General features: G+C 71.3%; 11 protein-coding genes. 5 read left to right on the top strand and 6 right to left on the bottom strand.

What is annotated here, in order from left to right; all coding sequences use genetic code 11:
- Positions 1-2: 2 nt before the first annotated feature.
- The 3 genes from ACIPJY_RS09690 to ACIPJY_RS09700 form a co-directional block, all read right to left on the bottom strand.
- Positions 3-1,244, bottom strand: coding sequence for an ABC transporter ATP-binding protein (locus ACIPJY_RS09690; protein ID WP_400467199.1), 1,242 nt, complete (start codon positions 1,242-1,244; stop codon positions 3-5).
- Positions 1,245-1,248: 4 nt separating this feature from the next.
- Positions 1,249-2,145: an ABC transporter permease gene (locus ACIPJY_RS09695; protein ID WP_400467196.1), complete on the bottom strand. Its 897-nt coding sequence runs from the start codon at positions 2,143-2,145 to the stop codon at positions 1,249-1,251.
- 69 nt (positions 2,146-2,214) lie between these two features.
- On the bottom strand, positions 2,215-4,782 hold the full coding sequence (locus tag ACIPJY_RS09700) for a glycosyltransferase (RefSeq protein ID WP_400467193.1): 2,568 nt from the start codon (positions 4,780-4,782) through the stop codon (positions 2,215-2,217).
- 98 nt (positions 4,783-4,880) lie between these two features.
- Here ACIPJY_RS09700 and ACIPJY_RS09705 point away from each other — a divergent pair, with 98 nt between their 5' ends.
- The 3 genes from ACIPJY_RS09705 to ACIPJY_RS09715 all read left to right on the top strand — a co-directional run bounded on the left by ACIPJY_RS09705 (position 4,881) and on the right by ACIPJY_RS09715 (position 9,154).
- Positions 4,881-5,912 carry a glycosyltransferase family 2 protein gene (locus tag ACIPJY_RS09705; protein WP_400467191.1) on the top strand — a complete coding sequence of 344 codons (1,032 nt, stop codon included), beginning with the start codon at positions 4,881-4,883 and terminating at the stop codon, positions 5,910-5,912.
- 234 nt (positions 5,913-6,146) lie between these two features.
- Positions 6,147-8,222: a hypothetical protein gene (locus ACIPJY_RS09710; RefSeq protein ID WP_400467188.1), complete on the top strand. Its 2,076-nt coding sequence runs from the start codon at positions 6,147-6,149 to the stop codon at positions 8,220-8,222.
- 149 nt (positions 8,223-8,371) lie between these two features.
- Positions 8,372-9,154: a polyprenol monophosphomannose synthase gene (locus ACIPJY_RS09715; RefSeq protein WP_400467185.1), complete on the top strand. Its 783-nt coding sequence runs from the start codon at positions 8,372-8,374 to the stop codon at positions 9,152-9,154.
- Here the strand turns inward: ACIPJY_RS09715 and ACIPJY_RS09720 are convergent.
- Both ACIPJY_RS09720 and ACIPJY_RS09725 read right to left on the bottom strand, forming a co-directional pair.
- Positions 9,060-10,469 (bottom strand): hypothetical protein, encoded by a 1,410-nt coding sequence (locus ACIPJY_RS09720; RefSeq protein ID WP_400467182.1) that lies wholly within the window; start codon positions 10,467-10,469, stop codon positions 9,060-9,062. The two genes, ACIPJY_RS09715 and ACIPJY_RS09720, sit on opposite strands and share 95 nt — an antisense overlap.
- Before the next feature lie 17 nt (positions 10,470-10,486).
- Complete coding sequence (locus tag ACIPJY_RS09725) at positions 10,487-11,800, bottom strand: exopolysaccharide production protein (RefSeq protein WP_400467179.1); 1,314 nt, start codon at positions 11,798-11,800, stop codon at positions 10,487-10,489.
- 82 nt (positions 11,801-11,882) lie between these two features.
- Here ACIPJY_RS09725 and ACIPJY_RS09730 point away from each other — a divergent pair, with 82 nt between their 5' ends.
- On the top strand, positions 11,883-13,226 hold the full coding sequence (locus ACIPJY_RS09730) for a hypothetical protein (RefSeq protein WP_400467176.1): 1,344 nt from the start codon (positions 11,883-11,885) through the stop codon (positions 13,224-13,226).
- Here the strand turns inward: ACIPJY_RS09730 and ACIPJY_RS09735 are convergent, their stop codons facing one another.
- Positions 13,227-14,606, bottom strand: coding sequence for an O-antigen ligase family protein (locus tag ACIPJY_RS09735; protein WP_400467173.1), 1,380 nt, complete (start codon positions 14,604-14,606; stop codon positions 13,227-13,229).
- 44 nt (positions 14,607-14,650) lie between these two features.
- Between ACIPJY_RS09735 and manA the strand changes: the two genes are divergently transcribed.
- Positions 14,651-15,889 (top strand): mannose-6-phosphate isomerase, class I, encoded by a 1,239-nt coding sequence (gene manA, locus ACIPJY_RS09740; protein ID WP_400467170.1) that lies wholly within the window; start codon positions 14,651-14,653, stop codon positions 15,887-15,889.
- Positions 15,890-15,937 lie beyond the last annotated feature (48 nt).

The raw sequence follows: 15,937 nt of genomic DNA on the forward strand, positions 1-15,937 counted from the left end.
CGTCAGCCCTCGACCTGGCGTTCGGTGGTCGCGGTCCAGGCGATGCCGGACTGCGTGTCCTCGTCGACGACGACGAAGCGGGCGGCTTCGCGCTCGATGACGATGTGCTCGCCGTTCGGCTTCGCGAGGAAGACGTGCACGAAGTACTGACCGCCGCCGAGCCGCAGGTCGTTCAGCCGCCACTCGACGGTCGCGGTCCCGCGCAGCGGGTCGTGCCGCGCCTGGGTCTGGCGGCTGTCGATCCCGAAGGCGGGGTGGCCGAGGTGGTTCTCGATCTTGATGCCGGCGCGCCACTCGGGCAGGACGTCCTTGTGCGAGAACGTCGCGCGGATCACGAGGTCGTCGCCGTGGTGGTGCTCGGCACCGGGAGCGCGGCCCGGGATCTCGAGCTCGACGTGCTCGACCTTGCCGGGGTTCGCGTCCGCTTCGGGGTGCGCGGCCTCGGCTTCGGCGATGCGTCGGCCCTCGAGGATCTCGCGGAAGTTCTTCACCGCGAGCCGGGCGGACCCCTGGAACTTCACCTCGCCGTGGTGCAGCACCACGGCGGAGTCGCAGAGTTCCTGGACCTGTCCGAGCGAGTGCGACACGAGGATGATCGTGCGGCCCTGCTCCTGGAACTCGCGGATCTTGTCGAGGCACTTCTTCTGGAACTGCTCGTCGCCGACCGCCAGGACCTCGTCGACGAGGAGCACGTCCGGGTCGGTGTTGATCGCGACCGCGAAGGCGAGTCGCACGTACATGCCGGACGAGTAGAACTTCACCTGCGTGTCGATGAAGTCGCCGATGCCGGAGAACTGCAGGATGTCCGCGAAGCGCTCCTCGGTCTCCTCCTGCGTCTGGCCGAGGATGGCGGCGTTCAGGTAGACGTTCTCGCGGCCGGTCAGGTCGGGGTGGAACCCGGCGCCGAGCTCGATGAGCGCGGCGAGACGGCCACGGCGCTCCACGGAGCCGGTGGTCGGCTCGAGGATGCCGCCGATGGTCTTCAGCAGCGTGGACTTGCCGGACCCGTTCGGGCCGAGCAGCCCGATCGTGGTGCCGGCCGGGATGTCCAGGCTGATGTCCTTGAGCGCCCAGAAGTCCTCGCTGTGGCGGCGACCGGCACGGCCGAGCGTGACGATGCGCTCCTTCAGCGAGTTGTCCTTGCGGATGGTGAACCGCTTGGAGACGTTCTTCACCGTGACGACCGCGGGGGCGTCGGAGAACGGCGACCGGGTCTCCTGCGTCAGGTTGTTGTCGATGCTCATCGGGTCAGATCTCCTGGGCGAAGTTGCCCTGCAGCTTGGCGAACACGCGCTGGCACAGCAGGAGTGCGATCAGTCCGACGACACCGGCGACCACGAGGCGGAGCAGCAGGTGCGACGGGTACTCGGAGTCGGCGCCGGCGGTCCAGAACGCGCGGTGGATGCCGAGGACCGCCAGGGTGATCGGGTTGGACGTGTAGATGTTCAGCAGCCACTCGGGCGCGCGGGTCGCGACCATCTGCCAGCTGTAGACGATGGGGGAGCCCCACATCAGCAGGAGCACGAGGACCTCGACGAGGTACTGCATGTCCCGCAGGTAGACGTTCGCGGCGGCGAGGAGCAGCGCGAACGCGGTGGCCCAGATCAGGATGACGATGGTGGCGGGGAAGAAGTACAGCAGGTCGAGCCGGATCCAGGCGAACCCGCTCTGCAGGATCGCGGCCGCGAGCAGGACGACGAGCTGGACACCGAAGTTGAACAGCGCCGCGCCGACGCTCGCCAGCGGATAGATCTCACGGGGCAGGTAGATCTTCTTGATCAACCCGGCGTTCCCGACGATCGACGCGGTCCCGGCGGCGACGATCTCGCTGAAGAGCCCGTAGAGGGTCAGTCCGGAGAACACGTAGATCGCGAACTCGGGGATGTTCCGGGACGCGCCGAGGATCTCGCCGAGCACGAAGTAGTAGATCGCGAGCTGGACGAGCGGACGGATCAGGGTCCAGGCGAAGCCGAGCGCGCTGTCCTTGTACCGCGACTTCAGGTCGCGACGGATCAGCAGGTCGAGCAGCTGCCGGTGCGCGAAGATCTCGCGGAGCGACCCGATGACGGCGGTGGCCGGGCGTCCGGCCGGCACCATCTGCTCATCCCGGAGACGCTCGAACCGCTCGGTGACGATGTTGCTCAAAGGGGGTCCTTACGTTCGACGCGGGCGACGGACAACTGTACATCGACGGCCGATGACGGCCGCCCGTCCTCAGCGCCCGTTCTTGCTCTCCCGCATGATGCGCACACGGTTCTGGACCTTGTCCCGGAGCCCCGTGACGCCGTTCTCGCGGAGGTACCACGTGGCGAGGCGGACGTCGCGGGAGATCCCGTGGCGGCTGTTCGCGATCTGGTGGAACTGCATCTCGCGCTGCCGTGCCGGGCTGAGCGCCACCCGCGGGCGACCAGCTGCGGACAGGGAACCCGCGGGGACGGCGGCGTCGTGCGCCCGGTCCGCCGCGACGTGCGGGTCCTTGCAGAAGTCGACGAGCGGGGCCAGGGCGCGCTCCCACGTGAAGTCCTCACGGACGCGGCTGACCGCGTCGCGAGCCGCCTGCGCTGCTTCGGGGTCGTACAGCATCGACTCGAGTGCGGCGGCGAGGGCGTCGACGTCGCGCTCCTTGACCGCGACGCCCATGCCCTCGGCGGCCACGAGGTCGCCGAAGCTGTCGCCGTCGGTCGTCACGATGGGCAGGTTCGCCCACATGTAGTCGAGGATGCGCGTCCGGAAGGAGAACGTGGTCTCGATGTGCGCGAAGTGCGTGCTGACGCCGGCGTCGGCCTCGAGCAGGTAGTTCTGGCGGTCGTCGAGAGCGACCCACTGCTCGTTGAAGAACACGTGCTTGTTCGTCAGGCCGAGGTGGTCGCTGATGCGGCGGGTCTCGGAGACGATGGCCATCTCCGGCACGTCCGGGTTCGGGTGCGCGACGCCCAGGAAGAACAGGCGGATGTCGTCGTGGGTCTCGGCGACCTTGGCGATCGCGCGGACCAGCGACGGGGTGTCGAACCAGTTGTAGATCCCGCCGCCCCAGATGACGACCTTGTCGTCCTCGCCGATGCCCGGCGTGACACCGCGGATCGCCTTGCGCTCGTGCTTCGGCGGCGTGGAGTCCATGCCGAACGGCGCGATGGCGATGAGCTTGTTGAGGTTGTCGTCGGCGAGGTAGTTGTCCGGGTTGACCCGACCGACCCCGGCGAGCTGCCCGAGCCAGAACAGCCGCTGCCGCTCGGACGCGCAGAGGAAGAAGTCGCCGCGCTCGAGCTGCCGGTTGATGACCTCGGTCGTCGAGGTGACCTGGTTGCGCCAGCCGACGTCGCCGTTGTCGCGGGCCTGCTCGAGCTGCTCGAGGTGCATCGGGTCGTAGAGGTCGACGACCATGATCTTGTTCGACTGCTGCAGCGTCGTGAAGTGGTGGAGCGCGTAGCCCTGGAAGAAGATGACGTCGGCCCACTCCTCGTGCTCCCGCATCGCACGCTCGTGCTGCAGCGGCACGCGGGACACCTCGAAGGAGGACGACTTGCGGTTCGCGACGTTCCAGGTCACCAGGCGGACGTCGTTGTGCTCGCTGAGCGCCTCGGCGATCTTCCACGCGCGCATGCCGGGGCCGGCCATCTTCTCGCCGAGGGCGTCGCCCGTGATGACGAGCACGCGGGTGCGGTGCATCGGCTGCTCGACGTCGAAGGCCTCGATGATGGCCTGGTAGCCCTCGAGGAAGTAGCCGTCCTCGAACAGCGGCTTGAACGCGTCGCCGAAGAGGCGGAAGACCTCTTTGTCGGTCTTGACGCGCTGCCCCTGGATGCGGCGACGGTCCTCGGACAAGCGGGGGAGGTCGGAGACGAACTGGTCGAGCGCGTAGAGGCCGGCGACGGCCTCCTTCGACATCGGGGTGGTCGGGTCGAACTCGTCCGGCGCGCCGGTGAAGCGACGGATGTCGAACTCCTCCGAGTCGCGACCGCTCTTCGCCACCGCACGGCGGGCGAGCAGGGCGAGCGCCGCGGGCAGGAAGGTGCCGAGGTTCTCGTCGGAGAGGTTCTTGTAGAGCAGGTGCAGGGCGTTCCGCTCGAGCAGGTACATCTCGCGGTGGTCGCCGAAGGACTTCATCGAGCCGTGGTGCTTGTGGTAGACGACCGAGCGCGGCGCGAACCGGACGCGGTAGCCGAGCAGGTTGAGGCGCCAGCCGAGGTCCACGTCGTCGTAGAACATGAACAGGCCCTCGTCGAAGCCACCGACCTCGAGGAACACGTCGCGGCGGACGAAGAGCGCGGAACCGGTGCCGAACAGCAGGTCCTGCGGCTCGTCGAAGCGGCCGTCGTCGAGTTCGGCGATGTGGTTCTTGTAGCCCATGCCGAACCAGCTGAGACCGGACTCGACGAAGTCGATCGTCTTGCCCTCCCAGTCGAGGACCTTGCTGGCGACGGCGGCGACGCGGGGGCTCGGGGCGAAGCCGGCGACGCCCTCCTTGACCCAGTTCACGTCGGGCTTGGCGTCGTTGTTGAGGAACGCGACGACGTCGCCGGTCGCCTCGCGTGCACCGAGGTTGCTGCCTCCGGTGAACCCGAGGTTCTCCTCGGAGACGATGATCCGCACGTTCTTGCGGTCGCCGAGCTCGGCGCGCAGCCGTGCTTCGCTGTCGTCGCCCGAGCCGTTCTCGACGACGACGATCTCGAGGCGGTCCGCCGGCCAGTCGACCTCGCTGAGGCGGGCGATGCACTCGAGCGTGTCGTCGGTCCCGCGGAAGTTGATGACGACGACGGACACGCGAGGCGCGAAAGTGGACACGGACGAACTCCATACGTCGGCTGGCGGTGGTGCCCCGGAAGGCGGCACCACTATACCGACGCGCCCTGCACGTGCCGGCGACCTGGGAGACTGACCCCGTGGACGTCTCCGTGGTCATCGTCGACTGGCACCAGCCCGAACTCACCCGCCGTGCCCTCGACTCGGTGCTCTCGCAACGCGTGGACGCCTCGGTCGAGGTCGTGCTCGTCGTGAACGAGGCCGACCGCGCCACCGTCGAGGCGTACCGCGCCGAGTACCCCGGCATCGTGCTGGTCGCGGAGCCGACGAACTCCGGGTTCGCCGGCGGCGTGGCGCGCGGCATCGCGGCCTCGTCCGGCGCGGTCGTCGCGTTCCTCAACAACGACGCGGTCGCCGACCACGGGTTCCTGGACCGCGGCCTCGCCGTCCTCGCCGCGGGCGGCCCACGCCTCGCGGCGGTCGCGGCCACCGCGGTGCTCGAGGGGCGCTTCGTGCCGGTCGACGGGGCCGACCCCCGGACCGAGGACGACCTCGTCGCCGCGGACGGCCGCCGCTGGCGCCGTGCCGAGACCGGCCAGACCCTGGTGAACGGCACCGGTGTCGTCCTCGACGCCTCCGGCAACGGCCGTGACCGCGACTGGCTGCGACCGATCGACGACGCGCCCGAGTCCGCACCCCTCTTCGGGTTCTCCGGGGGAGCGGCGTTCCTCCGACGGGCCCCGCTGGCCGAGGTCGGCGGGTTCGACCCCTTCCTCTTCATGTACTACGAGGACCTCGACGTGGCGTGGCGGCTCCGCCTCGCCGGCTACGAGATCGGGCACGCTCCCGACGCCGTCGTCGTGCACCGGCACGCGGCGTCCTCCGGGAGCGACGGACCGCTCGTCCGGTTCCAGAGCATGCGGAACCGCCTGGCGGTGGTCGCGCGGAACGGATCGGCCGCGCTGGTCCTCCTGGTCGCGTCGCGGACGCTCGGCCGGTTGGCCCAGGACCTCCTGCGGCCGGGATCGGCGCAGCTGGCGCCGTCCGCGTGGCGGCGACTCGTCCTGGAGGCCCCTGCCGTGCTCCGGCACGCCCGTCGCGCCCGGAGGGGCGACGGTCACCGGCCCGCGGCGCGCCGCGCGGTCGAAGCGCGCCTGCGGAACGGAGACTGAGCACCGGTACAGGTGCGGGGCGGAGCAGGCGACCCCGCTCGATCGCGACGCGCGCGCCGGAGCCGACCCGGCCCTCCCGTTCGGGGGAGTGCTTGGGGGCTGTGTGATCACTGTGATGGAGGTAGCCTGCTGAGACAGGTGTGCTTCGCCCGTACGTCAGGGGTCGGTCGAACGCAGCCCGCGCTCCGCGCACGCCACCGAACCCCGTCGCCGCCCAAGGGAAGGCCCCTCGACGTGAAAAAGGTCCTCGCCATCGCCGCGAGCGTGCTCGTGGCCGCGAGTGTGCTCGTCGGTTTCCAGATCACGAGTCCGTCCGCACAGGACAGCGCCTCGGCGCTCACCGGGTCCTCGTTCCAGCCCGGGAACATCATCTCCGACGCGAACTTCTACGACGGCGACTCGATGTCCGAGTCCGCCATCCAGTCCTTCCTGAACGCCCAGATCGGGACCTGTGCGTCGAGCTCCTGCCTGAACGTCGGGCGGTACTCGATGAACAGCCGGGGCGCTGACGCGATGTGCAGCGCGCTGAGCGGTGGGACCTCGCTCTCCGCCGCGACGATCATCGCCCGGGTCGGCGCCGCCTGCGGCATCAGCCCGAAGGTGATCATCGTCACGCTCCAGAAGGAGCAGGCGCTCATCAACGGCGGCACGGCGCGGAACCCGTCGTCGGGCATCCTCGCCCGCGCCATGGGCTACGCCTGCCCGGACAGCGCCAACGGCGGCTGCGACCCCGCGTACTCGGGTGTGGGCAACCAGGTCTACTGGGCGGCGTGGCAGTGGAAGCGCTACGGCAACCCCGCTGGTACGAGCAACTACTTCACGTGGTTCGCTCCCGGCGGCAACCGCGCGATCCAGTACAACCCGAGCACGTCGTGCGGCACGAAGACCGTCGCCGTCTCGAACAAGGCCACCGCGGCGCTCTACTACTACACGCCGTACACGCCGAACGCGGCAGCCCTGAACAACCTCTACGGCACCGGTGACTCCTGCTCCGCGTACGGCAACCGGAACTTCTGGCGTCTCTACAACGACTGGTTCGGGTCGCCGACCGAGACCGCGAAGCCGAAGGGCAGCCTGGACTCCGTCACCGGTGGCGGCGAGGTCGTCCACGTCCGTGGTTGGGCCCTCGACACGACCACGACCGCCGCGACGAAGGTGCACGTCTACGTCGACTCCGCCGTGAAGCAGATCATGGCGAACACCACCCGCACCGACGTCGGCAAGGCGTACCCGAAGTACGGCAACTCGCACGGCTTCGACGCCGATGTCGCGGCGACGCCCGGGACGCACAAGGTGTGCGTCTACGCGGTGAGCGTCGACGGCGCGCGGAACTCGACCCTCGGGTGCAAGACGGTCTCCGTCGCCAAGGCCGCACCCGCCGGCGCGGTCGAGGTCGTCCAGGCCGTCCCGGGCGGCATCAAGGTCCGCGGTTGGACGATCGACCCGAACGCGCAGACCACCGCGCTGACCGTCCAGGTCGCCGTCGACGGCAAGGTCACGAAGCTCACGGCGAACGCCTCGCGCAGCGACGTGGCCCGGGCGTACCCGGCAGCGGGCGCGAAGCACGGGTACGAGGCGATCGTCCCCGCGGCGACCGGGACGCACTCCGTGTGCATCACGGCCGTGAACGTGGGGCCGGGGGCGGACAAGCTCCTCAAGGCCTGTTCCTCGGTCCGCGCGGTCGGGTCGGTGCCGGACGGCCGGGTCGACAGCGTCACGACGACCCCGAACTCGATCGCGGTCCGCGGCTGGGCGATCGACGGTGACACGACGTCGCCGATCAAGGTCGACGTCTACGTCGACGGAGCCGCCCGACGGCTCACGGCCAACGTGACCCGCACCGACGTCGGCGCCGTCTACCCGGGCTTCGGCTCGGCGCACGGGTACCAGGCGACGATCTCCGCGACGCCGGGCCCGCACCAGGTGTGCGTGTACGCGATCAACACCGGCGCCGGCTCCGGCAACCCGACGTTGAAGTGCGTCACCGCGCAGGTCGGCAGCGCACCGGTCGGCGCGCTCGACTCCGTGACCCCCGTCAGCGGTGGCGTGAAGGTCAGCGGCTGGGCCTGGGACGCGGACACCACCGCGCCGACCGCGGTGCACGTGTTCGTCGACACCGCCGTGAAGCAGCTCGTCGCGAACGGGACCCGCACGGACGTCGGCCGCGTGCACCCGGCGGCCGGCAACAACCGCGGCTACAGCGCGACCCTCGGCGCGACGAAGGGCAGCCACAAGGTGTGCGCGTACGCCCTCGACGCGAACGGCGGGCCGACCACGACGCTCGGGTGCAAGACGGTCACCGTCAGCTGACCTCCTGACCGCGCCGGACCCCGTACGATTGCGTCGGGTCCGGCGCGGTCCGTCCGGGGCGGGTCCCCGGTCCGACGAGGTCGACCCGGGGACGACGAGTCCCGTCGCGGAGATCCGTCCGCACGCGCGCCCACCCCGCAGAGAGAACCATGGCAGACCCTCACGCCCCCCGACCGCTCGTGATCGTGCCGACGTACGACGAGGCCGAGAACGTCCACGACATCGTCGGACGGGTCCTCACCGTGGTGCCCACCGCGCACGTGCTGGTCGTGGACGACGGCAGCCCGGACGGCACCGGGGACCTGGTGGCGGCGATCGCCGCGGACGACGACCGGGTCCACCTGCTCCGTCGGCCGGGCAAGCTCGGGCTGGGCACCGCGTACGTCGCCGGGTTCCGCTGGGGGCTCGAGCGCGGGTACGACCTGCTCATCGAGATGGACGCGGACGGGTCGCACCCGGCTGACCGCCTGCCCGCCATGATCGACGCCGTGCACGGTGCGCCGGCGGACGCCGAGGTGATGCTCGCGATCGGGTCGCGCTGGACCGCCGGGGGATCGGTGGTCGACTGGCCGGCGCACCGCGAGCTGCTGAGCCGCGGGGGGAACGCCTACGCGCGCATGGTGCTGGGGCTCGACGTGCGGGACATCACCGCCGGCTTCCGCGTCTACCGTGCCGACGCGATCGCCCGGATGGACCTCGGGTCGATCGACTCGAAGGGCTACTGCTTCCAGGTCGACATGACGCTGCGCGTGCACGACCTCGGCGGCCGGATCGTCGAGGTCCCGATCCGGTTCCGGGACCGGGTGCACGGCGTCTCGAAGATGAACCAGGCGATCGTCATCGAGGCGATGCTGCGGACGACGCGGTGGGCGCTGGAGCGTCGGTTCGGTCGGGCGCGTCGGGCCGGGTGGGCTGGTCGCTCCAGGGCGTGACGGCGTCTGGCCGTGTGGTGTCGCGGCGCCGCGCGGTGTCGTCGGGCCGTGTGGTGTCGTCGGTCCGTGACGTGACGACCTCCGTCCGGAAGAACAGGACCACGAAGGCCACGAGCAGCGCCGCTCGGCCCCAGATCCCCACCGTCATGGCCTGGTACGCCCACGTCTGGCTGCCCGCACCGAGCGCTCCGTAGTAGCTGTTCCGGAAGAACCCGACGACGGCGCACACGTCCGCGACCAGGTACGCCGTGATCCACCAGCCACCGATCCGCAGCACGACCAGGAACGGCAGCAACCACAGCACGTACTGCGGCGAGGCGACCTTGTTGCACACCATGTACACCGCCAGGAGCGCCGCGGCCGACTGCACCCACGGCGTCGTCCCGCGCCGGAGGGCGAGCACCACCGTCACCGCCAGCACCGCGAGGATGCCGACCGCGGTGGCCGCCGTCGACAGCACGCTCATCGTGTGCTGGAACGGGCCGTCGAGGTCGCTCGACCACGGCAGCAGGCCGTAGTACCAGATCGACAGGGTGGAGGCCCCGATCGGCCGGTCGGCCTGGAACCGGATGACGGATGCCCACCCGGGGAAGTTGATCAGCATGAACGGCACGTTCGCGGCGAGGAGCACACCGACCCCGGCGCCGAGTGCGGCCGCCGTGCGGCGGACACGGGCACCGAGGGCTGCGTCCTGGTCGAGCAGCGCGGCGATCGCCAGCGGCGCGAGGAACATCAACGGGTACAGCTTGAACGCGCCGCCGAGACCGAACGCCGCGCCCGCGACCGCGGAGCGGAGGAGCGGTGACCACGACGGCGGCGCCCGGAGCGCCACCACGACGCCGACGACCGTGCAGACCACCGCGAGGATGTCCCAGTTGTAGACGGCGTAGAGCGCGAGCGGGGGCGTCGCGGCCCAGATCCAGGCGCGCCGTCCGGCGACCCGGACGAGCAGCAGGGTGACGACCACCGCGAGGACCGCTGCGACCAGGGCGGTGACGACCAGGAACCCCCGGGCCGAGCCCACCGGCAACCCGGTCAGCCAGACCCACACGCCGGTCATGGTCGGGTACTCGACGGTCCCGTTGCCCAGCTCGGAGCCCGTGACGTACGGGAACACGTGTCCGACGAGCTGGCGGTTGTTCCACAGCGCCGCGACGTCGGACCAGCAGCCGTACTGCGACACGAACGCGCCGCGGGGCACGTCGGCCGGCCCGGGGACCGAGCACGGGAGCTTCATGAGCAGGTTGAGTGCCGTGAACAGGGCCGCCACCACGCACATGGCGGTCCGTTCGAGCAGTCGTGGTCGTGGGTGCACCCGGCCACGGTAGCGGCTCAGGAGAGGTGTTCGGAGCGCGGGAGGTGTCGTCGCCAGGAACGCCGCCGTGCCGCGACGACCAGGACCGTGGTGAAGACCATGAGACCGGCTCCGTGCAGCAGGTAGCTCTCCGCGGCACTGGTCACGCCGAGGAGCACCAGCACCGCTGCCGGCCAGACGTACGCGACCCCGGGGAACGTCGTCGCGGTGACCCAGGCGCGACCGAACGCGAGGAGCGCCGTGACGAGCAGGATGAGCGCACCGGCGAGGCCGATCTGCAGCCACGCGTCGACGAAGGCGTTCAGGCCGGACGTGAACCGGGCGCCGTCCGGGTCGACGAGCGCGACGAACGGGAAGACCGGCTCGTGCGGCCACGTGCCGACCCACCCCCAGCCCTGCATCGGGTACTGCTCGGTGAGCAACCGGATCTGGGACCACAGGCCGAGGCGGGTCGCCGTCCCCCCGGCGGCACCGATCTCGGCGAGCACCCGGTGCCGGAAGAGCACCGCGACGACGAACATCAGCACCACGGCGCCCCCGAGCACCCCGTTCACGACCGGGCGGGTCGAGGGGCGGGCGTGCCGGAGCGACCAGAGCGCGAGCGCGGTGACGGCGAGGGCGATCATCGCCAGCCCGGAGATGGGGGACTGGGCGAGCATCAGGGCGATCACCGCGAGGGCCGTCGACCCGAGCGCCCGCCACGTCGTCACGGATCGGGTGAGGAACTCGACGACGAAGGTGACCAGGGCCATCGCCGCGACGAACGCCATGAAGTTGCGGGTGCCGCCGATGCCCTGGATCGGGCCGCCGTACGCGATGTCGCCGCGGATGCCGAAGGCCGGGATGGGGACGTCGAGCACCAGACCGGAGAGGACCTCGAGCCCGAGGGCGACCACGAGCAGGATCCGGAACGCGTCGCCGGACGCCCGGATCACCTGGACCAGGTCGCGGCCGAGCGCCAGGTACAGGCCGAGGCCGACGAAGCACGCCGTGGCCACGAACCCGCGGAGCGCCACCCACGAGTACTGGCTCCACAGCACACTCAGCGCGCAGTAGCCGACGAACGCCATCAGGGAGAGCGGGAGCACGCCGTGCCACTCGATCCGGTAGCGCTGCCCGAGCAGGCTCAGGCCGGCGAGGACGACCAGCGTGACGGTGATCGCCCACGTGCCGGCGGTGCCGACGAGGGTCTGCACGGTGGGCTGACCGAACGCGAAGAGCAGGATCACGGTCGCGAGGGCCTGACTGAAGCGCCCGCCCGCGGAGAAGCCGATCCAGGCGGACAGGTACCGGCGTGCGAGCGCTCGCCGCGTCACTCTGCCGTCCGTCACCGGTCCATCCTCTCGCACCCCCGGTGTGTATCGCGCCCCGCCATATCGCGTGCTGCGATATCTCGGGTAACGTCGATCCGCGATGGAGCGCGCTCGGAGGACCCTGCCCACGGCGCTCGCCGCGGTCGTCCTCGCCGTCGTCGCCACCGCGCTCGCCTGGTACCGCCTCGGCCCGACGACCCGGGGGACGGTGTGGGCCGAGGACGGCGGTGTCTTCCTCCGCGAGCGCCTCACGTACGGCGAGGCCGGATCGCTCCTCCGCCCGTACGCCGGGTACGTGCAGCTGCTGCCCCGCCTCGTCGTCGACCTGGGGTTCCGACGTCCGATCGAGGACTACGCGGTGACGGTCGCCGGCGCGTCCTGCCTCGTCGTCGGCGTGGTCGCCGCCGCCGTGTTCGTCCTGGCGCGCGACGTCGTGCCCGCCTGGCCCCTGCGCGTGGTGCTCGCGGCCGTCCCCGTCGTGCTGCCGATCGCGCCGTACGAGATCAGCGGGAACGCCGCGAACCTGCACTGGTACGTGCTGCTGCTGGCGCCGTGGCTGTTCGCCCACCGGGCGCGGACGTGGTGGGGCAGCGGCGTCGTCGCGGCGATCGCGCTCGGCGCCGTGCTCACCGAACCCCAGACGCTCGTCTTCACACCACTGCTCGTCCTCGCGTGGTGGCACGCTCGTGGACGGCTGCTCGCGCTCCCCGTGACGGTCGTCACGGCGCTGGCCGGGGCCGCACAGGTCACGGCAGCCCTGACGAACACGCGACTCTCCCGTCCCGGCGACCCCACGATCGCGGACGTCGTTCGCGGGTACCTCCTGCAGCCGCTCGCCGGCGCGTGGACGCGCGACCTCGGCGCAGTCGCCACCGCCGTGACCCGCCACGGATGGATCGTCCTGGTCGTCCCGCTCGTGGTGGTCGGCGCGGTGCTCGTGGGCGCCGTCGTGCTCGCCCCGTGGCGCACTCGCGTGCTGGTGGCCGCGCTCGCCGGTGGATCGGTGGTCGTGTGGACGGCGGCACTCGTGGCGAACGCCTCGGCCGACCAGCACTGGGGTGTGCTGCCGGTCACCGCCTTCACCGCGGCCGCACCCCTCCGCTACTCGGCAGCGGCGGCGATGCTCCTCGTGTCCGCGGTCGTCGTGGCGGCGTCGGTGCTCGTCGACCGTCGGTGCTGGTCCGTCCGGGGACGGGGAACGGCCCGCGGCATCGCGCCCGCCGTCGCCGCGGTGGTCGGATGGGCGGCGATCGCGGTGGTCGTCGCGGCAGCGGTCGGGTCGGCGGCACCCGGTGCCACGCAGCGCGACGACGGCCCGCTCTGGCGCCCGCAGATCACCGGACAGCTCGACGCGTGTCGCGCCGACCCGAGCGGGTCCGTCGCGGTGACGACCGCGCCGTGGGGTGCGACCCTGCCGTGCAGCGTGCTGCTCGACCGGCGCTGATCAGCGCGTCGCGGCCCAGCGGAACTCGCGCTTGGCCGGGGGCGTGCGCGGGCCGTCGCCGACCGACACCGGTTCCTCGCCGACGAGCACGATGCGGGACTTGATCGCGATGAGCGCGAAGAGGATCCAGTTGCCCTGGTAGAGCAGCCGTGACTCGGCGGCCGACTGCACGAGCAGCGCGACGACGACCAGCAGGGGGAGCAGCGACACGGGGTCGAACGGCCGCGGTCGGAGCCCGGCGTCGAACCCGACCCTGGTCGCGCACGCCCACGAGCGGTACAGCGTCGTGACGACGTAGATCGCGAAGAGGAGCAGCCCGATCAGCCCGGTCTGCATCCACACGTCGAGGTAGGCGTCGTGGGCCTGCAGGTAGGTCACGCCCTTCCGGTGCGCCAGGTCGGCGAGCGTCGGGATGTCCGGCCACCAGTAGCCTATCCAGCCCCACCCGACCACCGGGTGCGCGTCGATCAGCCCGAGGACCTTCGTCCAGATCTCGCCGCGGCCGGTGAAGTCCGAGCTCTTGCCGAGCACACCGGCGATCGCACCGCGACCGAGCACCCCGGCGACGACGATCACCACGGCGACGGCGGTCACCAGCAGGTACCGCGGGGTGCGCCGCTCGGTCGGCACCCGGCGGATCCACACCGCCAGCAGGAACACCACGGCGACGACGGCCGCCGCGACGATCACCGTCGACGAGCGCGTCAGCAGGAACACCGCGGCCGCGACGACGAGCCACCCGATCGACCGGTTGCGCCGCATCCGCCCCTCGGCGAGCTGGATCGCGACCGCGATCGCGGCGAGGAGCGCCACCATCGCGAGCAGGTTCGCGTTGCCGGGCAGGCCCTGGATGCGGCCGCCCGTGAACAGCTCAGCGCGCGAGAAGTAGAAGGCGTCCGGGATGTCCCGGTCGCCGTAGTCCGTCCAGATCGGCGCGATCGGGTGCCGGACGAACACCGCGACGACGGCCTCGAACAGCAGCGAGAGCAGCAGCACCCACCGCATCGCCAGGCTCACCGCGTCGAGGATCCGACGCCACGTCAGCGTGGAGGCGATCACGAACGCGACGAGCGCGCAGAGCAGCTGCGCGGCCATGCTGGCCAGCGTCGCCGCCCACCAGTGCGACCAGAACACGGAGACCAGGCACCAGCCGAGGAAGATCCAGAGCGCGCGCGGGGTCCGCGCGATCGTCGGCTTCGCGCGGACGACGATGGTGATGCCCCACACCGCGGCCATGGCCCACAGCGCGGCAGCGCCGAACCAGGTGAGCGTGTTCGGGACGGCGTCACCGGCGAACACGACGAGGAGGACGGTGGCGCCGAAGGCGAAGGCCTCGCGCTCGGGCACGGCTCCGCGGGCCAGGGGCCAGGTGTTCGTCACGGGGTCCAGGCTAACGCGGTGGGCCCGGCCGATACGCTCTGCACATGTTCCTCGGCATCACCAACACCCCGCGTGACTACGCCTGGGGCTCCGTCACCGCGATCCCCGAGCTCCTCGGACGCACCGTCACGGGCGCCCCGCAGGCCGAACTCTGGCTCGGTGCCCACCCGGGCAGCCCGAGCGTCGTCGTCAACCCGGCGATGGTCGGAGGCGCCGACACCGTGCTCGACTGGATCGCCGCGGAGCCGCAGACCGCCCTCGGTCCGGACCGCACCGGGCTGCCCTTCCTGCTGAAGGTCCTCGCGGCCGCCGCACCCCTCTCGCTGCAGGCGCACCCCACCCCCGAGCAGGCCCGCGAGGGCTTCGACCGCGAAGAGGCGGCCGGTGTCCCGATCGACGACCCGTCGCGGAACTACAAGGACCCGTTCCCGAAGCCGGAGCTCGTGGTGGCGCTGAGCGACCGGTTCGAGGCACTGAGCGGCTTCCGCCCGGTCGCCGAGACCATCGCGGACGTCGAGGCACTCGACGCCGGCAGCGGCCGGCTCGGCCCCCTCACCGCGCACCTGCAGCAGGGCCTCGAGGACACCGTGCGCTGGCTCGAGACCGCTGACCCCTCCGCGCTGGCGATCGTCGACGCCGTGAGCCACCTCGCGCAGGACGCGGCCGAGCACTCCGCGAACACCGCCACCGCCGCCGCGCTCGCCGAGTCGTACCCGGGCGACCCCGGGATCGTCGTGTCGCTGCTCATGCACCGCGTGACCCTGCGCCACGGCGAGGCGATGTACCTGCCCGCCGGGAACATCCACGCCTACCTCGACGGTCTCGGCATCGAGCTGATGGCGCCGTCGGACAACGTGCTCCGCGGCGGTCTCACGCCGAAGCACGTCGACGTGCCGGAACTCCTCCGCGTGCTCGACTTCACCGCGTACCCGGCCCCGGTGCTCGAGCCGGACCAGCTCGCGGTCGGTGTCGACCGGTTCGCCCCACAGGGCGTCGGCTTCGCGCTCCTCCGGGTGACCGGCGACGGACGACCGGCCGGCCTGAGCGCCGGTGGGGTCGCCCCGCTCTCCGGGCCGTCGATCGCGATCTGCACCGAGGGCGTCGTGACCCTCGTCGGGGCGCAGTCCGCCACCCTGCTGCGCCAGGGCGAGTCCTGCTTCATCACCCCGGACGAGGGCGACGTCACCGTCGAGGCGGACTCGACGACCGGACTCACCTCGACCGTCTTCATCGCCACGGGCGCGGAGCCAGCCACGGGCGCGGAGCCAGCCACGGGCGCGTAGCCAGCCACGGGCGCGGAGCCAGCCACGGGCGCGGAGCCAGCCACGGGC

This window comes from Curtobacterium sp. NPDC090223, assembly GCF_044746585.1.
Classification (GTDB): Bacteria; Actinomycetota; Actinomycetes; order Actinomycetales; family Microbacteriaceae; genus Curtobacterium.

Excerpts from the sequence above, each read along its gene's own strand:
- ACIPJY_RS09690 (WP_400467199.1), bottom strand. The coding sequence starts at position 1,244 with ATGAGCATCGACAACAACCTGACGCAGGAGACCCGGTCGCCGTTCTCC.
- ACIPJY_RS09715 (WP_400467185.1), top strand. The coding sequence starts at position 8,372 with ATGGCAGACCCTCACGCCCCCCGACCGCTCGTGATCGTGCCGACGTAC.
- ACIPJY_RS09730 (WP_400467176.1), top strand. The coding sequence starts at position 11,883 with ATGGAGCGCGCTCGGAGGACCCTGCCCACGGCGCTCGCCGCGGTCGTC.
- manA (WP_400467170.1), top strand. The coding sequence starts at position 14,651 with ATGTTCCTCGGCATCACCAACACCCCGCGTGACTACGCCTGGGGCTCC.